Genomic DNA, 21562 nt, shown 5'->3' on the forward strand with positions numbered 1-21562 from the left:
AAGTGATAAAATAACAGAAAAGATACTTTATTAATTGTAAAAGGAATAATGCTAATGAATAAAAAAGAATTGGAAGCAATAATGAAACAACCACCAAATATTAGATATGGGTATTTCATAAAAAAGGTTGTAGATTTTGAAGAGGTTTGGGGTTTGTACAATGATGGTTGGGCGACAGGACAGGATGAGGAAGGTAATACAGTCATTCCGTTCTTCCCCAAAAAGGAGTTTGCAGAAATCTGTGCTAAAAATGAATGGTCAGAATGCAAAGCCAAACCGATTGACTTGGATGATTTTATTAATAAATGGCTTACTAGAATGAAAAACGATGGCATAAAACCATCTATTTTTCCAACTGATGATACAGCAGTGGTTAATATAGGTGTTATCCTAAAAGATTTAGAAACTGAACTTGAAAATTATTGAATTAACGAGGGCGTTTCTACAATAAGTGAAGACGCTTTTTTTACTAACTAGCAGTTTAGTGGAACAAGGCTATATATGAATATGGTATATTTTATTAATATAATTCGATTATTTTTAAGAACTTTAAAAATGGAAAGGAGAGGAAGTCTTGTCCCTTTTTCTAAAAAGATTTATGACTGCTATATTATCTTCCTTTATTGTTAGTTTTCTTTTTTCTTGGTATCAATATGTTTTCCCAGCAATACAGCACCAAGATACTTTATCCTCTTTCTATGATGACTTAGTTTACGGACTTATTTATCTAACAATAATATATGTGATAATTGGCATACCAATTGCCACCTTCATAGATAAATCTAAATCATCAACTTACTTATCAAAGTTTATTTTATTTTCATTATCTGGTGTTTTTGTAGGTGTTTTAGTGTCTGTTTTACTTGTTTTTGGCGGTTTCCCATTTTTAATAATTCCTTATTTCTCGATTTTGGGGTTTATTTCTTCTAATGTTTTTTTGCATATTTATATAATTTTAACAAAAGGAAAGTGAAAAAATCATAATAGACTTCTTCAACTAACGGAGTGCTTTAGTTTAATAAGAAAAGTCGATATTCTCCATTTTTAAGAATATCGACTTCATTGCTTCATACATCCTTATACATTTCATTTTTTGATAATAGGGTTTTCTCGACAGGCTTGAAAGAACTGAAATCTTTGTTTCAGTTCTTTTTGCTTTATATCGTGCAGGATAAAGTATGAAGTGTGAAATATGAAATAAGAAGTACGAAGTAGGTTTGTTTAAATTCAAGGAAAAAACGGTTTTTTGTGGAAAAACCACTTCTTTCGATGTTGTTGTTTGGTATTATTTGAATAGGGGATTTATCTATAAGAAAATGAAAATTCTCTTTATAGACGAAAGAAAGTACACAGAGAAAAGGAGAGGTGATGATGTTATGTTGCAACAGACAGTGAATGGATTAAACAGTGGTATTTTAGATATAAAAGGGGATAAAGTGTATGTAACAGGATTCACACGAGAAGCCATGCTACAGTCCCATTTAGAGAGAGGTATACAAAATTTCTGTTTGAAGGGTCTGCACGATAATGTGGAAGATTTAAAGTTCCATGAGATAAAAAACGATGCACTGATTATTGTTCGGAAAGATGGAAAAGAGATAGCTAGATATCAATATAAACAAGTACATAAAGATGTAGTCAGCTTCAAAAACGAAGAAGGAAAAAAGGTTTCTCGTACATTTATCATCAGGCAAGGCGTATACAGCGAACAGTATCAGTTCTATTTTGTCACAGAAGAAGAGGACCAAGCAAAATATTCAGAACTATTCGATAATAAAGAAGAATTGGAACAATTTTTATTAGAGAATTATGGAGTTCATTATTCTTTTTAATGGAGGAGGTGGAACAATATGCAAAAGATGATTTTGCTAGATATAGAGACAGGTGATTTTGATGTGGATTCAGGGATTTATGAAGTGGCTTTACTGGCAATAGAGGACGGAAAAATCGTTGCAAGTGAACATATTGCAGAAGTAATCGATGAAGCTTCTATTCATTTAGGAATGGGCAATGGATATGCTGAAATATCCCGCAATGCATCGGAGAAAGAACAATTTCGAACATTCATCCAGACTTATCCGTATCCAATCGTTGCTCATAATGTTCCGTTTGATAGAAAATTTTTGGTTCATTACGGATGGTTAGATGAAGAGCATGAATGCTATGATTCGATACGGGCTATTAAATATGCGAATCCTCACTTATTTTCCTATTCATTGAGCTATTTATTATCTTTTTATGGTATTCAGCGTCCATTAACTCATGTTGCTTTAGATGATGTTAGAGCGCTTTATGAAGTACTTTTAAAAGCCAATCCGACTGTATGGATACCGTTATATAAAGTTTCACCTAAAAAATTCAAGCAATTTGCAGAAGCTACTGCCAGTGTGGAAGGACAAAGTACCGTTTTTGAAGGTAAACGAGTTGTTTTTACAGGAGCAAGTCCTTTTCCGAGGGTTTTAATGAAAGAAATTGCTACAAAATGCGGAGCAATCGTGACTGGAAGTGTGTCCTCTAAAACAGACCTTTTAATTTGTGGGGAACAACCAGGAAGTAAATTGGATAAAGCGAGAGAACTAGGGATAGAAGTTCAAACGGATGAATGGTTTATTGATGCTGTTTCGAAGGATTTGAAGTTGGAAACGGCTACTGTTGTACGCCAAAGTGCATCTGCGGAAGACACGATAACGGGCAAAGTTTATACTAAAATCCCTGAATTAAAAGGGAAAGTTGTGAACATCGCATTGCTTCCAACGAAGATTCAAAACAAAGTAGAAGATATTTTGGTGAATCATATGGAAGTGGCAGGTTTGAATAAAGGGGCGAACGGATACAAGGTGGATGCGATTATCTATGCAGATGATGGAGATTATACTTTACTAAAAAAAGCCGAAGAATTACAAATTCAAAGTATTCCTTTGTCTACATTCAATCGAATGCTATTAAATTAGGGGGGACAGGTTGCATTTTAAGCTACCATTTGGATTAAAAAAGGATAATACTCTAGTCCACATTTCAGAAGTGGAAAGTGGTCTTAAGTGTAATTGCGTTTGTCCCTCTTGTTACCACCCTCTAATCGCAAAAAAAGGTCCAAAGACTACGCATCACTTTGCTCATGACAAAGGAAAAGACTGTGAATATGGGTTGGAGACAAGTCTACATTTGGCCGCAAAAGAAGTTTTAGAGAAATATAAAAAAATTGTTCTTCCAGAGGTCTTTTTAGAAGGACAATCGGGTTGGAGATTGTCAAAGGAAATAGAACTAAATTTTGATGATGTTAGAATAGAAATGTATCATCAAGGAATAGTTCCTGATGTTTTAATTTATGTACAAGGTAAGCCACTTATGGTAGAAATCACTGTTACTCATAAAACTGGTGAAGAAAAGATACAAAAAGTGAGAAAACAAGGTATTTCTATTCTGGAAATAAACCTAGAACATTTTGAAAGAGATTTTTCTTTAGAGGATTTGGAAAAAGAAGTTATTTACAATACTTCGAATAAAAATTGGCTGCTTAATATTAAAGCTGAGCGATTAAAAGAGTTAGCTTATCTAGCCTCTGAAAGAAAGATATTTAAAGACGGAAAAATACCTTTTTGCCCTATTGGGAGTAAGTATAAAGGACGGTATGGTTTCAGTTGGAGTTATGATTGTGCAACTTGTGAATTCTGTTTAGATATACAACACGAAACAGTTGGTGCATTATATGACAAGAAAGGTTTTCCTGAATCAACTATTGTAGATACGACAGTTTTTTGTTTAGGCAAAAATCGAATTAACAATTCAAATAAATTAATTCAATTTTTAAAAAAGAAGCGTGATGGATGATAAGAAAAATCAAAAATAATCAACCACCCCCAACCCCCGCCAATCATGGCAGGGGCTCGCTCGGCGCTTGCCGTGCAAACGGGTTAGTAGACCATCAACCCATTTGCATGGTTTCAGCGTTTGGGACAGCAAAAAGAGTCAACTCCCTATCCTCCCGATTCCCTTGCGGGCCCGGTCCGGTACCGTTGACTCTTCCCATGTTTTCGTGTTCTTCCTATAGACCGTGCAAATTATAAATTGATTTCTTTTAATCGCCCATAGCCTAAGATGTGACTTTGCCAATATCCTTTTAACGGACTGTAATTGACACCATCGGAATTGGAATTATACATCATCCCGTCTCCTGTATACAGCCCTACATGACTCACATAGGAATGGTCAGCTGTGCCCGTAAAGAAGATGAAATCGCCTGGTTTCAGCTGCTCTTTTGAAATTCTCTGAGTGAATTTGTACTGTTCCTCTGCGGTTCGTGGAATGTTGATGCCAATTTGTCGAAAACTCCAAAACCATAATCCACTGCAATCAAAGGAGGTGGAAGGATGTTCTCCGCCCCATTCGTATGGTTTTCCTTGGTATTGTAAAGCGATTTTCATCACACTTTGGTAGGTTTTACTACCCATGCCCATAGCTACAACAGAGGGGTTTTCAGCAGGTTTGTAATACCGCATCACATTTTCTACATAATTGATGTCGCCATAACGCCTCCAGCCCAATTTATTCGCCATCATATTACTAAACTGGACCGCAACTTCTTTGGAATACCCCCCGCGACTCTCAGCAAACGGGATAAATCCATCTCCAAAATTGTAGGATTGCAGCGTTAATTTGATATCTCCGTCCGCATTTTTCAGCACTTTTGCGAAATATCGGACACCGACTTCAATGGAGTATTCAGGGTCAGTGATGGTGTTCGGTGGAAGACCGATACTTTCGCTCGATTGCATGACGTCGGGCAACCTGCCACCGCTTTCTTGTTGCATCTTAGCAAGCAGCAGAGATACATATTGTTCGACACCGTACATTTCAGCGTATTTTTCAAGCAACGGCTTGTATCGCAGCACTTCAGGGGAGACATTTGCTTCGCCTCCGCCTCCACCCATGATATCATCGGTCGTAGATTCGATTTGATATTGTCCAAAAATCCCGCCAATTAAAATAAGGGGAGTCATGAGTAAAAGAAAAAGCGCTAGTAACACATAGCGCCAATTTTTCATTAAAAGCAAGGGAAGACCGATGTTCATTTTACACCACGCCCTTTCCATACAGCTGTTGGTAATGTTCGGGGTTGATGATTTTTAGTTCATCCGGCGTGATATCGACATCGATGTGTGCTCTGTCTGTGTCGACTACATAAATTCCTTCTCCACGTTTCGATTTGAGCAGGATGTGTTTCTCTTGCTCGGAAAGTGACAGCACCTTATTTTTTTCGATATCGTCTATATCGAGCGAAGAGAGTCCTAAAATCATTTGGCAAGTTGAGTTGGCAATTATCGCTTCTCCGTAGTTTCTGTTCCCTTCGATGGCACTCAGATAGTCCGAAATTTGCTGTGTCGCAACACATGCTCCGCCTTTATATTTCCGTATCCGTTTGTAGATTTGATACAAAAATTTAAGAGCTCTTGGTTGGTTAGGGTCGGATAGGGTGTGAGCTTCATCGACATACAGTCTTTTTGTTACGCCTTCACGCTCGGTGATTTCGTCCCATAGGAAGCTTAGAACATTATACATGGCAGCTTGTTGGGAATCGGCTTCTTCTTCGAGATTTTTCAGGTCAAAACAAATCATATCGTTGTTTAAATTAACATTGGTATGTCCGTTAAACAATTTGCTATTTGACCCGTGAACATACATCCACAGAATCTCTTTAAATTCTTTTAGTTCTGGATGCTCATCTAAATTAATTTTTTGATAAAAATCTTCTAAGATGGGGTAATCGGTAGGTGTGAATGAACTAAAATCGGTGTCTAGTTTCATGGATGGGGTGTTTTCTTCGTATGTTTTCAGCAGATAGCGTTCAACCAAAGCATTTTCTAGAGGTGTCATATCTTTTTTGATTAATTTAAAAAAGATTTTCAGTCTCTGAACCTTTTGATATAACAGGTGGATGTCCACTTCTTCATCATCATCTCGGCTTAAATCGATTCTATCGGCACGATAGCGAATTTCCATCGGATTAATAATCGTATTACTCATAATAGATAAATAGATGACTTGGCCGCCCAATCGTTGAATCGCTTTCGAGAATTGCCGTTCGGGGTCAATCGAAAACACATGAACACCTTGCATCCAATATCGCATCATATCCTTTAGCATATACGCAGTTTTCCCTTTTCCTGTTTTCCCGACCACAAATTCGGAATGAGAGTCTAGTAATCCATATTGGTCGACTACAACTAAAGAACCTGTTGTTTTATTTTTTCCTTTAATAATTCCCGTTTGGTGAAAAATTTCCGATTCATCGAACGGGAACAAACTGGAGAGAGCTTCACTGTCCATGTTTCTGGCAGTCCATTGGGGCAATGTGTTATCCATGGTCGGCAATACGCTGTAAAACGCTTCTAACATCTCAAACTTGGGTGCGTATCCTTTAAGTCCTGCCCTTGCTAAAATCGCTTGGATTCGGTTGGTAATGCGGTCTAGTTGTTGTAAGGAATCGCTTTGCACATGGATGTACATGTGAACAGAAAGCACCTTTGAGGTAATTCCCGATTGAATTTTAGTTAACAGTTCCACTGAACTTTCCATTTCCTGTTTTGTTTCGATTTCCCGCTGTGGCGTTAAACTATTTTTTCCTTGTAATCGGGTTTGTAAATCCATAATCGAACGATTCAGGCTTTGAATCATTTTTTCAGGTGAAGTAGGGGAAAGGTGATAGCTAATCGAAATATTCTCTTTCAGTCGATACAATTTGGTTAACCAATTACCTTTCCGTCGGTCGGGGAAATCAACTACCACAAGAGTTCGAACAAAGTTTTCTCCTAATTCAATATATTCAGGACTTTCTTGAATGAAAGCAGGGGCTATGGCATCCCGAACAGTCATAAAATCATGGTTAGCATCCAACCACACTTCTTGGTTTTCTTTTTTCTTTTTAAGAGATGGTAGTTTAAACATCCTTTTTCCCTCCTGTAATGATTTGTGGAATCATTTCGCTTTCAATCGGAAACAGCTGGGCGGAATGATAATCGAAAATGGTGTGAAAATACTTGATGATTTCTTTGTTGCTGACTTCATGAGCTGATAATTCTAATTCATGGAGACCTGAGGTGATATACAAGGTTTTTTCTTCTAGGTCTTTGATGGATTCCATATACGATTCTTCCGTGCCATCTTGAATAGGAACGCCATAAATGATGTATCGTTGGCGTTGAATCATTTGGTTGCTCTTTGTAAAGCCCTCTGCATGTTCGATGTATGTTTCCAACAAAAGTCTTTTCTTGGGGTTTTTCGTGTTCCTGAGTATGTCTTTTTGTAAATGAATATAAGAAGATAAATCGACAGGCTGTGAGGTAATGGTTTGCTGAATCGGAAATTCTAACCCTGTTAAGAAGTCTTGATACTGCTCGAATACACGGTTCATCTCGAAATTACTCATGAGTTCCATATTTCTTGAGGTGATTTTCAGAAGTTTTATTAGTCTGTTGTCCGTTGTAATCAATAGATTTCCGTGTATAGCTCTTAGCGGAATGGACTGTTGGGCGGTTTGTTTTTGTTTTTGTGCCTTTGTTTTTATCCATTTGGACGGTTTCGGCATGATAATATCTCTCCTTTTGATAGATGAAATCTTTTTGTCGCAATCCGTATTTTATCCATGTTTTGAGGTGATATAAAACAGGGATATTTTTTCGTACAGGTCTATCTGAGATGAGATACAAGGGGACAAGAATCAAGCCACTAATAAGACCAATTTTCACGAATGGATTCAGGGGTGTGTAAAACACGCCTGCTGAGAGCAAAAAAGAAGGGAGGAGTGTTTTGATAAGCTCTTTTATTTTTATGTTGCCGAATAAAGTCACGCCTTCTTCGACGTTCTTAGGAATTAAAAACTCCTTTTTTTCAATCACGGAGACACCTCCTTCATTGAACCAAACCAGCAATCCAGTTCATAATGAGACCTGCTGTAAGAACGAAGATGAGGATGCCTCCCGTTCCTTTAATGTTATCGATAATCTCTGCCTTTCTGTGGGAAGAGCTGGCAAATTTGAACATCAGCGCATACACAATCGAGGCTAAAATGGCTGCTGGAATGGACAATCCGATAAGCAATTCGGAAATCCCTTCAATGACATTTTTATATTTTTTTTCGGGCGATGTAGCAGCGAGTACAAAGGTTGGAGTTAACACCGTTGCACCAAATACAACACTTTGAACCGTTTTACGGAATAATTTGTTTCCTTTCAAACGCTCAGTGATTTTTTTCATGTCTATCCATCTCCTTTTTTAATCGTTTAAAAGTATAAATGATTATTATTGGCGTGCTAAAAACTCTCGGATAGCCTGTTCCACGATTTCTTTTTTCTTCATCCCACTTTTCACAGCGAATACACTCATTTCAATGAAGATTTCCTTGCTGATGATAACGGACAAGTTGGCTGTTTCCATTCATTCACCTCCTAGTCATAAAAAAGTATAAGTGATTATATCGTAAGTTTAAATGGTTTCACTCTTCCATGTCAACATGTAAACATGAAAATGGGAAAAATAGTAAAAAAGTCATTACAGAGGAAAGAAATCCTTTGCTATCAAGGGAGTATTTGTCTACAAGTATGTAAACATGTAAACATGGAAACCTAAAAAAGGGTGCTTTAATAGGAAGTACCCTTTTTCACTACAGGTTTTTCATGTTTTTCCAACCTTTTTTCGCTAGATTTCGGAGGGTTGGCGGATATTTTTAACGGCGTGATAACGTTTTGGTTGCTATACTGCTCGGACCGACCGATGGAATGACAACCTTTTTCCTCTGAGTTCCATCGGGTGGCAACGCCTTGACAGCAATCAAAATTTCGGAATGCAAGGGGGAAAGGGTGGAGATTTTTCGGGTGGTTTCTCCGAAAAATACGACCCGAACCTTGTGTGGAGAAACCATCACTCTTTTAATCTTCATTCTCTTCTAGTTCGAACAATTTGTTTTGACTCATAAAAGAATTATACACGCAGGATTCTACATAGAAATGAAGAGGGACACTTAAAGAATCAGCTTGTTCTACTGCATGTTTATAGATATGTAGTGGAATGTTATAGGTAATGATTTCTTTATCGTCTTTTGATAGAGCTGGAACACCTTTGTATCGTCCATGCTCAATAGATTGTGCGATGAGAAATCCTACATTTAAGTAGTTTTTTTCAGCATATTGATAAACGATTTCTTTTAATTGTTTGTGCAAGGGGAGTGTAAGCGTTTTGGGTTCTCCCTCTGTTTCTCCTGCATGTTCTTGCGGAAGGTTTTCGTAATATTGAGATACCAAAAGACCGACAAACTCGCCTTTTTTCATGCGAAAATCACGGATGTATTGTTCGATTTTATCAGTTAAATGTTTCGGCATACTAACCGCAAAATGTTTGGGTTCTAAAATGATTTTATTTTGTATAGTAAGCAGTTTCTCTTGAGTAATTCCTTCTTGAAATACTTCTGAAAGGGCATACATAATCAAACTCGCCTGAGAAACACTTAAAGTGTCTGCTGTGGTCTCTATTCGGTTTTTGGCTGCGTTTGATAATTTAATGGAGACTCTTTGTGTTTTCCCGCGATTCAATCGTGGCATCTTTTTCACCTACTCTTTCTATAATCAACTATACCCTAAAACGAGCGTGGGCACACGTTTTTTAAGACTTTGGAATCAGGAAAAATAAAGAGAAGAAGAGAAAAAAAGAGGTCAAAACTTCGTCCATTTCCCCCTTCCCAATGAAATTGGGTAGGGTGGCAGAGATACATCGTTGCGTAAACGCACGATAAAGCCTTGCTACGCAAGGTCTGTCAGTTATTACCATTTATCTTGACTTTTCATAACATAATCATTTATACTTGATATATAGCCTTTTATCGTTATGACTGGGGGCAAAACGAAGGTTTTTTATTTTTTTATCAACTTTAATCAGTTATACTTTCAAATGACTAATAGAAAGGAGGATGGCAATGGGAGTAAGAGAGAGAAAAACCTATAATTTAGACAGTGGTGTGGTCAAAAAATTTGAGGACATCTGCAAGAAAAAAAATATAAAGTACTCCGAGCAACTGGAGAAAATACTCGAACATTTTATCGTAAAGGATGAAGAAATGTTTGTGGATGAAATCTACGCTCCCCGCATCGAAGCACTCGTTGAAAATGTTTTGAATAAGCATACGAATCGATTGGCCGCCATGATTCATAACAATCATGTTGATACGAAATCGAATTTAATCGGACTTCCGATTATATATAAAAAATTAATCGGAGTCTTCGAGGCAGCGATACACCTTCACATCCAAAACGAATTGTTAAATGAAGTGGACACCACGCTTCAAAGTAAATACGGCAGCGAAGCACTTGCTTTAAAAATGATAGGAGAATGGCGGACACATGCTAGAGAAATGGTTACTCAGGAGAATGTTCAAAACCGCATTCAGAATCGGAAGCAATCAGGTTCAATGTAGGGGATGGGGGCATATGTTCAGCATGAATATTTTAAGAAACTAAGCGATGCAAAGAGTAAGGTTAAGTATATTTGCCATCGTGAAAGGCAAGGAAAAGAAGAAAAGGTTGGCATTTTCAGCAAAGACAACGACCATGCCGATTTAAAAGAGTTTCTACACTCGTTGGATGATAAAAAAACCTCCCATCCTGCTGTTGCGGTAGCTCACGAATTAATGTTTAGCATGAGCCGTGATGAATGGGAACGAAGTGGGTTTCAGCCTAACGATTATAAAACCTTCATTCGAGAAGTCATGAATCGGTATGAAATGAAGACAGGACAACGACTCGATTGGGTGGCTGCGGAGCATTTAAATGACAATAATCCGCATGCTCATGTGATGATAAAAGCTGTGTACCATGACCGTGACGGTGTTCCGTTTCGTTTACGAATCGATAGAGCAGACCGAGAAGTATTTCGGAGAATGTTTGAAGAAGTGAAAAATGAGATTCGCGGTTTTGAATTAGAACCCCCGCATAAAGAATGTGAGCGTTTAAAAGAAAGGGGTGTATTCAAATCAACGAATGTCGGGAAACCCTTGCTTGAAAGTCTAAAAAGGCGGATTGAAGAAGCAAGACAACAAGGCGAACGCGAGCGAGAAAATAATTTCGATTACAGGAGATGATGACATGTTCGATAAGAAAAGACTTATCAAACCCAGCGTTTTAAATGGCTTGCTCGTATCTGCCATGGATTACGGAATCCTGTCGGCACGAGAATATGTCCCAACATACATCAAAGCCATCCCTGACCCTGAAAGAATAGGGAATGTCAGTCATACCTTTATAAATGATTGGCTATTGAATCCTTCCAATATGATTGTAACCTCTATGAATCAGCCTCATTTTACCTCTATTCAACTAGGAGCTGCCACACTTTTTCTTGGTTTAGTCGCAAAAGATTTATGGCATACCCGCAAACACCGAGTCGAGAAAGCCGACCAATACGGAGCATTCGGAACGGCTTCTTTTTTAACATTAAAAGACCTTAAACGCGATAAAAAAGATTTCTCCTTAAGTTTGGATGCTTCGGGAACGATTTTAGGAATGATAAATGGAAAACCTGTGATTCACTCCGAACAAAGTCACAAAAACCGAAATATCCTTATTTTCGGGGCTAGTGGAACGCAAAAAAGTAAAGCACATATTATTCCGAACATTTTAAACACAGAACATGATTCGATTATCGTCACCGACCCGAAAGCTGAGTTGTATGAAACAACATCAGAAGCCAAACGAAAGCAAGGCTATAAAGTCCATCTCATTAATTTTGATATACGAGACTCGTTGAATTCGGATAAATACAATCCACTTGATTATATCGAAACAGACTTGGATGCAGCAGAACTTGGCAATACATTAGTGATAAATTCAAGTGGAATGCCTTCAAATGGGGACAATTTTTGGGTCAATAGTGAAGCTGGAGCAATTGCCACACTCGCTTTGTATGCCAAATACTTTTTACCGAAACCACAGCAGCATATGGGTAGTGTGTACAATCTTTTGGTAGCAAGTCCTGAGACACTTCATGGTTTATTTCAAGACGTAGAGGATAGTCATATCGTGAAGCGCTCGTATAATGGGTGTATCGGAAATAAAGAGGAAAAAATGAGGAGTCAGATTATCGGAGGAGCAGCGACCGCTATTGATTTGTGGAAGTACGACCAAATCAGACACCTAACCTATGAGTCTGATTTTCACCTGCAAGATTTAGGGAGAGAAAAAAAGATAATTTATTTAAAAATGCCTGTTGGAAAAAAGGCAGTGCGCCCCTTAGTTTCAACGTTTTTTAACCAACTATTTGAGCAGCTTTACCGACTAGCTGAAGAAAATCACGGCAGACTTCCGCAACCCGTGCGCATGCTTCTCGATGAGTTTTCGAATATTGGTCAAATTCCCATGTTCGAAGAGCGACTCAGTACCACACGAAGTTACGGTATTTATGTCACAGCCGTCCTGCAATCGGTAGAGCAATTAAAAAATCGATACGGGCGTGAAAAGGCATTTGAAATTATGGATAACGCAGATTGCCATTTGTTTATGGGAACGAATGATAAGGATTCACAAAAGCACTTCTCCGAAAAATTAGGGATGACGACCATACGGATACAAGGGGAATCTCAAAGCAAAAATGACCGTGGGGAATCCTTAGGGGAATCAAGGAATTATGTTTCCCGTCCGTTAATGACGAGCGAAGAAATTAATCGCCTTCCTGATGATAAACTGATTGCGTTTATGAGGACTAAACACCCAATGATGTTGGATAAATCGTATTATACGAAATTAAAACCTTTGGCTTCCCTCATGGAAGAGAGAGTCAAATTACAGGATTACAGGTCAAAAGAATCGGGAGAGTATGAAGTGTTCGAAGTGCCAAATGGGAGAGAAAAACCAAAAGAAAATCCGATAGACAAAATTGCAGAAGAATTAAATGGAGAACTACCACAGGAACCATCGAAGGAACCATCTAAAACGGAGCAATTGATGAATGTTTTTGATATTTAATTTAATCAATTATACTTATAAATAACTAAAATGGAGGGTTACTGATGCTATCAGAATGGATAAATGAGTACCTCATTGAACTGATGGAAGGATTTTTGCAAGGAAGTTGGAAATGGTTGGACACCTTTATGTTGAGTCCTACAAGTTTTAGCAAACAGCAGGAAGGCGTTATAGGAGAAACACAGCAGTGGATTATGGTGTCAGCCGTGAGTCTTTCCACCCTATTTATGATTTTCGCTCTCATGAAAGAACTCACAAAAAGAATGGGAGGATATTCGAATCGTTCTAATAGCGAAATTCTTTCTAAAGGTGTACTATCCGTGATGTTTGCTTACACAGCTCCTTGGATGCTCTTAAGTGTTTTATTAGCCATAGCCAATGCGATAAGTGGCATTTTTTTAAGTAAAAACATCAACGTCGACACCTTAAAAAAATTAATGGATGTATCGAACGATGTTTCACCCGCCTTGGTGATAACTGTTTTTGTTTTAACCATTACGATTCTTATCATGATGTTCCAATATATCATACGATTTGGAAACCTCATGGTGCTGTGGGTGTTAGCCCCGGTAGCCTCTTCAAGCATCGTGAACGAAGAAATGAACATCTTCCCTGCGTTTTGGAGAGAAGCGTGTGCCCTTGTATTTCAACAGCCATTTCAACTGATGATTTTATATTTCATCGTTAGTCTTGTCGGGGATGGAAAAGACATTGAGGACTACTATCTCGCTCTTGGTTTAATGATTGTATTAATACTCAGCCCTGGATGGTTACGGAAATTTTTATATTCTACAGGCAGTGGAAAAACGATGGTAAACGCAGCTGGGTCTGCGGGCCGCATGGCGATGATGCGTTTAATCATGAAACGATAAAGGAGGAAAGAGTATGCATGTATTTAAACAAAGAAGCCAAGGAATAATTGTCCTTGGTTTTCTTGTTATCATCACAGCCATTACAGCGTATGTGCTGTCTTTGCAGGTCAATAGGGACGAAAATCAGGAAGCTTATAGTCAAATCAACCAAGATGAAATCAACGCTCAGGAAACAGAAGAAATAAAGAATATGACCTACTCTTTTTTCTCTGCCTTTAAAACAGGTGTACCCATGACCGAAAAGGTATGGACGGATATCACCTATCAATATTTCAGCAGAGAGTTTCTACAAAACACCTTCCCGACCGAGAAATCCAAGTTATTCGGGATGTACGGGTACAGAAAATTAACACACACTTTCACTACTATAGAGGGATTGCAAGACGAAGGAGGGATAGAAAACTTCGAGATACTAGACCTTCAACAGGATAAGACCCATCAAACCATTACAGTTTATGTCCGAATGGATAACAGCTTGGGGCAAAACAACATCGACTGGATAGAATGGCGGGATGTGCCGAGCGAGGGTTGGAAAATACAATCCATGAGTTTTAACGGAAACATCCAAGCATTATTCCCTGTTTCACCAAAAAGAGAATTCTAAAGAGAACAGATGCGAATGAATCATTAATGAACAAAAAAAGGACGAGAATCTTCGACCATTCTCGTCCTTGGGAGTACCTGTAACAGTACCCTTGGACTTTTATTATAACAGGTATTCCAACAGAGATTCAAGAAAAAAACTGTTGGAGGAATGGAAAATGGGGAAATTTTTTACAGATGATGATATGGATAGTTTGGTGTTTTTCCAAGTGCCAAAGGTGCTTGTTTTAGGAGAAACCTACAAAAAAATGAAGCCGAATGCCCTAAAATTATATATGGTTTTATTAGATAGAATGAAATTAAGTATACAAAATGGTTGGAAAAATGAAGAAGGTCGTTATTATGTCCGTATGTCTCAGGAAGGAGCTGCCGAATTATTTGGATGGTCTCCTACCACTTTCCGCAGCATGAAAAAGGAATTAGAGGATTTTGGATTGCTCATACAAGACCGTGAAGGGCAAGGAAAGTCCAATCGCCTCTATATCTTGAAATGTGAGTATGATGAAAGTGATATTTATGTTATCAACAAAAGTGTCGATATGGAAATGGAAGAAAACGAAAAGGTCGCTCAAACCATTGATAATACTAAGAAGAACAAAAGTTGTTCTTCAAGAAAGACAGAAGTTGACCTTCTAGAAGAACAACTTCTGACCCCGAATAACAATAACTTTAGTAAAAATAACCTGAATAAGAAGAATAATCTTGTTAACAAGCATTCTTTTGGTAACAATTCTTTTCATGAATCATCTACACATTTTTCTGAAGAAGAAACCATTTTTAAATTAACAAATGAATACCGCCAAAAAGGTCTTAGTAAAGAAGTGTGTCTGCGAGTCGTTAAAGAAGCTAGAGAGAAACAGGGCGTGAAAAACTTTGGAGGGTACTTACGAACCTGTTTAGAAGGAACTTTACACAGAAGTCTTATCAAACGAGGAATCATAAATCCTGCTGAAGAGATGAAGAAAATCGCTGAGGAGAACGGGTCTTCTTTTTACGATTGGTTGGAAGACGAACAGCCTTTTTAAGGCTCACAGGACGGTCACAGAAGCGTTCTACTTCTCTTTTAGGTTTAATCACTTATCATGTAAAACGCTTAAACAACCCCTGTTTCTTCTATTATATAAGGAGGGAAGATAGCGTACCTCCAGAAATAAAAGATAGAAGAGCAGGAGGTGGTTATTTGAAACATCGATTTATTTTTAAAGTGGAAAAGTGGGAACATTCATTTGGAACAGAAGTCGATAGAAAACTAACTCAATTGGTCAGAAGTATGAGGTTAGATGCGACAGGCTTTACCCACCGTGAAGAATTAGCTTCAAGATGCGGAGGATGTAAAGTTGACCCGTCTATAGGCGAGTGGGTGGCAAATAAAAAGGAAATCAAGAAAGAAGAGCTGATATCAGTTTTAGATGTGCATTCCGAAATCGAGGAAGTGTTGAATGAGGGATGGCCGCATTCTTCTTTATGTATCCATGTTTATAAATGCTGCTATTGCGGATATCAAAAAATCAAGGTCTATGAAGAATCATTTTAAAAATGAAAGGGATGAGAAAATGAGTTACCAAACAAAGAAACAGAGTATCGGCTATATTTTAATGTCTTATTTTCAGCTCGGATTTACAGCGAAACAATTAGGAGAAGTGTTCGGTACGGCTTTAGATTCCATTAGAGATAGAACGGATATTACGAATCAAGAAACCATGATTTATTTTGAGGGGGTAGGTCGCACTCTTCAATTGGATGGTGAGTTGCTAGAAAAAGGAGTGGACCAATTCTATTCCATATTTGATTTGATTACAGTAGAAGAAGCAGGAGAGTTTTATAGTGTTATGTATCAATTGATATAATTTTTTTCAGATTTCCACACATCTAAAAAATAATGACTTCTTTTCGAAGGAGTTATTGTTTTTTTATTTAAAATATAAAAGTGTCATACAACTAGAATTTTGCGACACAATGAGCTAAAATCCAAAAATATAAACCTAATGAAATCAAGAAAGGGGTTTTTCTGAATGGAGAAAAAAAGTGACGCACAATTATTTCAAGTGCATTTTAGCCCTTACCAAAAATTTGAATCTTTTTTAAAAGAAAAGGAAAATCCTGCATCAGAGAAAACTATCCAAGGGTATCTTCGCGATATAAAACAATTTGAAAATTTTTTACATGAAACAGGCGGTTCTTTGCATCAATTAACAAGAGTCGATGTGCAAAATTACATGAATCATTTAAAAGAACAAGGAAGAGCTGCGTCTACCATTAACCGTCATTTCAATGCGATTAAACAATTTTCTATGGCTTTAGGTTTTAATGGTGTGTGTGAAGGGATTCGAAAAACAAAACCGCCAGGTGTACAGGATTTGTCACCAAAATCCTTAGAGCGTAAAGACCTTTTAGGTATCTTACGAAAAGTAGAACAGATGAACGATGTACGAGCGTCCGCTATTATCTATCTGTTAGCTTATACAGGGATTCGCATCGAAGAATGTGAAAATTTGAATAGAAAAGACCTTGATTTCAAAAGAGGCGGGACGATTAATGTAGTCGGTAAAGGCGATAAACCGAGAAAAGTACCATTCCCAAACGAAGCGAAACTTCATGTGAAAAGGTATTTGGAAACAAGAGATGATGATAATCCTGCTTTATTTTTATCCAACTACCGTAAAAGAATGAATAAGCGTTCGTTACAGCGTGTGGTCGAAAAAGTCGGGAAGTTATACAACGCCTTACTGCCTGTAGAAGAACAAATCGAATTGCATGCCCATACTTTCCGTCATACATTCGCAAGAAATCTTGTGGTCGAGAAAAAATTGGATATAGTAACGGTTGCTGCTATCATGGGGCATCAATCCATTGAAGTGACAAGACGGTATGCGATGGATTCTATTCAAAATGTTTCAGAAAAATTAGATGATATGACTTATTAAAAGGGGGAGATAAAATGAATCCATTTGGTGCAAAGAAAACGGAATGAAAAAAGGAGCATTTCACGAACAACAGAGCAAGAATCAATGAAAAGAAGTAGAGGAAAGTCCAATAGTGGGCTTTTTTTATTTAAGTTTCACTACTTTCGCAACATTTTTTTAATTAATATGCACTTTATTTAATTTAAATTATATTTTTTTTAAAATAGATACAGAATACCGTTAACTAATAGATAAAATGAAATAATTTTTTTATTTTACTTATACCCAATTTCATTTATTGGCACTGTTCAAATGTAGAAGATATCATATAAGCACTGCTCACTTTTTGCGAATGTCACGGGGATAACAAGCACATATGGCGGTGTGGTCAATCTTTTGGATAGGCAGATACCCACTGAAAATAAAGGGGAATCAAGAGGTTTTTATTTGAATGAAATGAACTTACATATAATGAATAAATGAAGTGCTATTTCAGTTAACGGAATTTTTATTTATCTATCCCTTTCCTTTACAAGAAAAACGTTATACGATAGTAGTACACAAAATGAATAAATGAATGAAATGGTGTTTTAGATAAAGGAGTATTTTATATGAAAAAGGACTTGAAAAAAGTGAAGGATATTTTAGACCTTCGTGCCGAAGGAGCACAAGATGAAACGATTAAACGGGTGCTACACTTGGAGGATGATGTAGAAGATATCCTCGCTGAATACGAAAAAAGAAAAGCATATAAATCAGCCGAAGAAGTGGCAGAGATGTTGAAACAAGCATTGGGAAATAAAGAAGCGTGGAACGCTCATAAAGTTTATCGCCTGATGAAAGACGACATACTTGTTCCTGTAGACCGAAATGCACCTAAACGACTTGGCTATCGATTTAAAATCACTGATGTCCAAGCCTACATAGAAGAACGATTAAAAACAAAAGAACAAGTAGAAGAAGAACTGAAAGAACTTCAATCAATCCATCGTGTTCTTCAAGCAAATCATGATGCTCTTCAAACGAAGTATGATGCACTTCAACAAGACATGGGAATGTTGCAACAAGAACTAGAGAGCCTGAAAAGCAGCCAATCAAAAGAAGCTGCTGTTCCTACAGTCGATGGAAAGAATTTAGAGGGCATAACAGAGTTCAACAACCTAACAGAAGAAGAATATCATCGTATTATCTACACCGCAGATGCTTTGTTCACTAACAACCAAGAATTAAAACAAGAAATCCAACAGTTAAAAGAAGAAAAAGAGGAGCTTCGTTTGCAAGCAGGAAAAATTCAAGTGACAAAAGAAGACCGCATGGCGCTAAGAGGACTTGGCATTTCTGTTGGGTGCATTTTAAAGAATGTATCCATTCCCAAAGAGGAAACCGTTCACAATTTAGTAGTAAAAGAGATGCCAGATGTAGATAAAATTTCAGTTGCCTTTCGATACAAAGGTGAATGGTATAAAGGGATTGTTCAACCAGGAAAACACTATTCATCGAATGATATACCTAAACTTTGGGAACTGACCAATGTCATAAAAATTGAAACGAGTCGACATGTTAGAGATAAAAAAGTTCGAAGCTTCACATACGATGTTCTGTATCAGACCTTTGTGTACCTGTACGAAAAAGAAAGAGAATCAAATTTGCCGTTTCAGGCGCTCTATTAAGATAAATAAAATGAAAAGAAGATAAATGAAAAAACAGATGAAAAATTGCCGATTTAAGCCACTTTTATTACTGCATTCATACAAAACCATTCGGGATGAAAAAATAGATACTTAAATACAAAAGGAAGCCTCAGAGTTGATTTTGAAGGCTTTTCTTGTACATGTTAGCAAAAAAATGGTTTTTTTCTTTTGTTTTTTTGAAAAAATAGATGAAATCAAAACGCAAAGCTCTTCGATGGCAGATGTGTTACAACGATTAAAAGATTTAGAGTGGCAAACGAAAAATTTAAAAGATTTCATTGTGTAATCCTTCTTCTAATTGAATCAACAGAAAAAATCTCTTCCTATTATATAGGCTCTGTTAAAGAACGGTGTTGATTTTCTTATTCAAGTAAAGGGCAGGTTTGTTGAAGAAGAAATTTCTATTATGTTGGAGAAGTTAATTGTAAAAGTATGTATGAAAGTGGGCTAATGATGATAAAAGAAATAGATATTCGATGCCATTTATACGGTGAAAGTTTTTCCCCAATGAAGATTGAAAAATCAACTGGAATTACCCTTGAAAACAAAATTGAACCAGGAGATATATTATCCAAAGGAAGATATAAAGGAGAGACTTCTTCTTATGGTAATGGTGAATTATGCCCACAAGATGAATATAAAAATTCGGAAGATTACGGGCTACTTTGGATAGCAAAAACTCTGCAAAAACATATAGATGTTTTTCGTAGTTATGGAGCTAAGGATATTGATTTAGTAATTGCTGTGTTTTATGAAGGACAGTGCAATTTTGTATTGGAACCAAAATCTATTAAGTTAATTGGTGAATTGGGTATTCCCTTACAAGTAAGTTGTTATGAAAGTTATTAAGTCTTATTCAAGTAACGGGCAGGTTAGTTGAACAAGGAATGATTGTAACTGAACAGGATAATCTAAACCTAAATATAATTTAGGGTGATGAAATTGGATAAAAGTAAACCTCTTCTATTGGTTTTATTTAGTATACTAATTTGTGGATTGTATTATGGAACAGTAAATGCAAAAACGAACGATACTCCTCTTTCTTTTGAGGAAAAAATTCCTGAAGTCCGACAACTCAATCCTTTAGAAATCCAGTTAATGTCTTTTATGAATGGTTTGATGGTAGGCGAACCAAAACAAGCCGTTGAATTGTGGATATTAGGCGTAAATAATCGAAGTGGTGCTGTTCAATATGCGATGTTGTCTCCTTCGCTTCAAAAACAATCAAGGAGAAAATTTGAGGAAACTCGCTGGGTGACAGGTCAATCAAGCCCTTCGGTTAGTAACTTTCGTTTTATCAAAGTAGAAAAGCTTAGCAAATCCAAAATGCGGTATACCGTTAAATACGATTTATGGGCATCATATGGTGATTTTGGTGGTGGGCAGAAGATTATAATCGTGGAAAAGAATTTAGAACCATTTAGAGAGTATTGGTTTATTTCATCAATAAAAACGAAATATAATCAATGGGAAGCATTTACCCCAGCCGAGACAGTTTTAAAATAGAGCATTGCAGTTAACAATCAAATAAAGGGCAAAGTTTGTGAATAAATGTACTTAAGCTAACAGGTGCGATGCTTCAATAGCGCAGAACCGCCTTTTCTTATTGAAGTAACGGGGCAGGTTAGTTACATAACTGGTGGGTAGAATATTTTATTTTCGGGAGATGACTTTTGATGTTAAAAGATGTTTGTAATTGCGAATTTACCAATTCATTTAAACTAGAAGCAGATTTTGCGGCTGACCCAATTTGGTGCAATATATGTGGCTGGAATCTCGATATTGATGAATTTCCGTTGACAGATAATCTGAAAGATGAATTATATCAATGGACTAAACAATATAAGAAAATCCCCATTAATGAACATAATGCAATCGGGCAAAATCTTACTGGAAAAGTGAAAGAAGAATTAGGCTCAGATTATAGAATCGTATTTATACCTGACAAATAAAAAAAGCACACTCCAAGATGGATTTACTAATGGGCAAGTTAGTGTAATTAGCCTTATTGTGCTAAATGGCAGGATAGTTTAACAAGCAGTGAGTGTAGAAGTTATACTAAGACAATCAAAAAAATGTAATAAAAGGATAAGGATGATTTAATGGATGATTTTGAACGTATGCTTGCCGAATTGCAACAGTTAGCAGAGGAAGAAATAAAAAAATCAAATATTCATTTCGATAAAGATAAATTAAGTGATTTCAACAAGATTATTTTAGAACTAATTGCTACTAGAAATGAGTATGAGGATAAACTTTCTCAATTACGGACTTCAACAGAACAGGCAATTACCAAGTTTGAATATTTAAAAGGTGGAGAAACAATTCACAGAGGATATTATTGTCCAAGCCCAATTCTGGATTTAATCGTTGGTAATGCTAAAAGAGGAAGACTTTTGAAAAGAAAACCTGATTTTGGGAAATTTACTTATGAATACGGATTTGATATAGATAACAGGATGATTAGGGTAAGAGAAGTTAATGAGTTTACT

The 21562-nt window shown here is 36.9% G+C and carries 27 protein-coding genes; 20 read left to right on the top strand and 7 right to left on the bottom strand.

The window, feature by feature from the left end; all coding sequences use genetic code 11:
* The first annotated feature begins 54 nt into the window (after positions 1–54).
* From V7068_RS19085 to V7068_RS19105, 5 genes are all read left to right on the top strand, one after another.
* On the top strand, positions 55–426 hold the full coding sequence (locus V7068_RS19085; RefSeq protein WP_499714091.1) for a DUF2750 domain-containing protein: 372 nt from the start codon (positions 55–57) through the stop codon (positions 424–426).
* A 148-nt stretch (positions 427–574) separates the two neighbouring features.
* Positions 575–973, top strand: a complete 399-nt coding sequence (locus V7068_RS19090) for a hypothetical protein (protein ID WP_499714092.1) — start codon at positions 575–577, stop codon at positions 971–973.
* Between the two features lie 403 nt (positions 974–1376).
* Positions 1377–1832, top strand: coding sequence for a hypothetical protein (locus V7068_RS19095; protein WP_499714093.1), 456 nt, complete (start codon positions 1377–1379; stop codon positions 1830–1832).
* Between the two features lie 18 nt (positions 1833–1850).
* Entirely contained in the window at positions 1851–2951 is a 1101-nt protein-coding gene (locus tag V7068_RS19100) for a 3'-5' exonuclease (protein WP_499714094.1), read from the top strand.
* 10 nt (positions 2952–2961) lie between these two features.
* Positions 2962–3828, top strand: a complete 867-nt coding sequence (locus V7068_RS19105) for a competence protein CoiA family protein (protein WP_499714095.1) — start codon at positions 2962–2964, stop codon at positions 3826–3828.
* A gap of 230 nt (positions 3829–4058) precedes the next feature.
* On the opposite strand, the gene V7068_RS19110 is transcribed toward V7068_RS19105, so the two are convergent.
* From V7068_RS19110 to V7068_RS19140, 7 genes are all read right to left on the bottom strand, one after another.
* Positions 4059–5069, bottom strand: a complete 1011-nt coding sequence (locus V7068_RS19110) for a bifunctional lytic transglycosylase/C40 family peptidase (RefSeq protein ID WP_499714096.1) — start codon at positions 5067–5069, stop codon at positions 4059–4061.
* 1 nt (position 5070) lies between these two features.
* Positions 5071–6942: a VirB4 family type IV secretion system protein gene (locus V7068_RS19115; protein WP_499714097.1), complete on the bottom strand. Its 1872-nt coding sequence runs from the start codon at positions 6940–6942 to the stop codon at positions 5071–5073.
* Positions 6935–7432 (bottom strand): TraC-like domain-containing protein, encoded by a 498-nt coding sequence (locus V7068_RS19120; RefSeq protein WP_499714098.1) that lies wholly within the window; start codon positions 7430–7432, stop codon positions 6935–6937. The genes V7068_RS19115 and V7068_RS19120 overlap by 8 nt, the downstream gene beginning before the upstream one ends.
* Positions 7416–7892 (bottom strand): hypothetical protein, encoded by a 477-nt coding sequence (locus tag V7068_RS19125; protein ID WP_499714099.1) that lies wholly within the window; start codon positions 7890–7892, stop codon positions 7416–7418. The genes V7068_RS19120 and V7068_RS19125 overlap by 17 nt, the downstream gene beginning before the upstream one ends.
* 13 nt (positions 7893–7905) lie before the next feature.
* Positions 7906–8250 carry a hypothetical protein gene (locus V7068_RS19130; RefSeq protein WP_499714100.1) on the bottom strand — a complete coding sequence of 115 codons (345 nt, stop codon included), beginning with the start codon at positions 8248–8250 and terminating at the stop codon, positions 7906–7908.
* Positions 8251–8295: 45 nt separating this feature from the next.
* A complete protein-coding gene (locus tag V7068_RS19135; protein ID WP_499714101.1) occupies positions 8296–8430 on the bottom strand; it encodes a hypothetical protein in 135 nt (44 codons plus the stop codon).
* A 491-nt stretch (positions 8431–8921) separates the two neighbouring features.
* A complete protein-coding gene (locus V7068_RS19140) occupies positions 8922–9590 on the bottom strand; it encodes a hypothetical protein (protein ID WP_499714102.1) in 669 nt (222 codons plus the stop codon).
* 371 nt (positions 9591–9961) lie between these two features.
* Here V7068_RS19140 and V7068_RS19145 point away from each other — a divergent pair, with 371 nt between their 5' ends.
* From V7068_RS19145 to V7068_RS19215, 15 genes are all read left to right on the top strand, one after another.
* Complete coding sequence (locus V7068_RS19145) at positions 9962–10459, top strand: hypothetical protein (RefSeq protein WP_499714103.1); 498 nt, start codon at positions 9962–9964, stop codon at positions 10457–10459.
* A gap of 3 nt (positions 10460–10462) precedes the next feature.
* A complete protein-coding gene (locus V7068_RS19150; protein WP_499714104.1) occupies positions 10463–11122 on the top strand; it encodes a hypothetical protein in 660 nt (219 codons plus the stop codon).
* A 4-nt stretch (positions 11123–11126) separates the two neighbouring features.
* Positions 11127–13001, top strand: a complete 1875-nt coding sequence (locus V7068_RS19155; RefSeq protein ID WP_499714105.1) for a VirD4-like conjugal transfer protein, CD1115 family — start codon at positions 11127–11129, stop codon at positions 12999–13001.
* Positions 13002–13045: 44 nt separating this feature from the next.
* On the top strand, positions 13046–13873 hold the full coding sequence (locus tag V7068_RS19160; RefSeq protein ID WP_499714106.1) for a conjugal transfer protein TrbL family protein: 828 nt from the start codon (positions 13046–13048) through the stop codon (positions 13871–13873).
* A gap of 13 nt (positions 13874–13886) precedes the next feature.
* Positions 13887–14477, top strand: a complete 591-nt coding sequence (locus tag V7068_RS19165; RefSeq protein ID WP_499714107.1) for a hypothetical protein — start codon at positions 13887–13889, stop codon at positions 14475–14477.
* A 157-nt stretch (positions 14478–14634) separates the two neighbouring features.
* Positions 14635–15501 (top strand): replication initiator protein A, encoded by an 867-nt coding sequence (locus V7068_RS19170; RefSeq protein WP_499714108.1) that lies wholly within the window; start codon positions 14635–14637, stop codon positions 15499–15501.
* A 155-nt stretch (positions 15502–15656) separates the two neighbouring features.
* Positions 15657–16010 (top strand): hypothetical protein, encoded by a 354-nt coding sequence (locus V7068_RS19175; protein WP_499714109.1) that lies wholly within the window; start codon positions 15657–15659, stop codon positions 16008–16010.
* Between the two features lie 19 nt (positions 16011–16029).
* Complete coding sequence (locus V7068_RS19180) at positions 16030–16323, top strand: hypothetical protein (RefSeq protein WP_499714110.1); 294 nt, start codon at positions 16030–16032, stop codon at positions 16321–16323.
* Between the two features lie 165 nt (positions 16324–16488).
* A complete protein-coding gene (locus tag V7068_RS19185; protein WP_499714111.1) occupies positions 16489–17400 on the top strand; it encodes a tyrosine-type recombinase/integrase in 912 nt (303 codons plus the stop codon).
* A 590-nt stretch (positions 17401–17990) separates the two neighbouring features.
* Entirely contained in the window at positions 17991–19049 is a 1059-nt protein-coding gene (locus V7068_RS19190; RefSeq protein WP_499714112.1) for a hypothetical protein, read from the top strand.
* A 136-nt stretch (positions 19050–19185) separates the two neighbouring features.
* Positions 19186–19356 (top strand): hypothetical protein, encoded by a 171-nt coding sequence (locus V7068_RS19195; RefSeq protein ID WP_499714113.1) that lies wholly within the window; start codon positions 19186–19188, stop codon positions 19354–19356.
* A gap of 167 nt (positions 19357–19523) precedes the next feature.
* Positions 19524–19919, top strand: coding sequence for a DUF4279 domain-containing protein (locus V7068_RS19200; RefSeq protein ID WP_499714114.1), 396 nt, complete (start codon positions 19524–19526; stop codon positions 19917–19919).
* Positions 19920–20006: 87 nt separating this feature from the next.
* Complete coding sequence (locus V7068_RS19205; protein WP_499714115.1) at positions 20007–20576, top strand: hypothetical protein; 570 nt, start codon at positions 20007–20009, stop codon at positions 20574–20576.
* 170 nt (positions 20577–20746) lie between these two features.
* Positions 20747–21022, top strand: a complete 276-nt coding sequence (locus V7068_RS19210; RefSeq protein ID WP_499714116.1) for an immunity protein CdiI family protein — start codon at positions 20747–20749, stop codon at positions 21020–21022.
* Positions 21023–21172: 150 nt separating this feature from the next.
* Positions 21173–21562: hypothetical protein (locus V7068_RS19215; protein ID WP_499714117.1), on the top strand; the 390-nt coding region annotated here is incomplete at its 3' end.

The organism is Bacillus sp. JJ634 (assembly GCF_036962285.1).
GTDB classification, from domain to species: Bacteria; Bacillota; Bacilli; order Bacillales; family DSM-1321; genus Peribacillus; species Peribacillus asahii_A.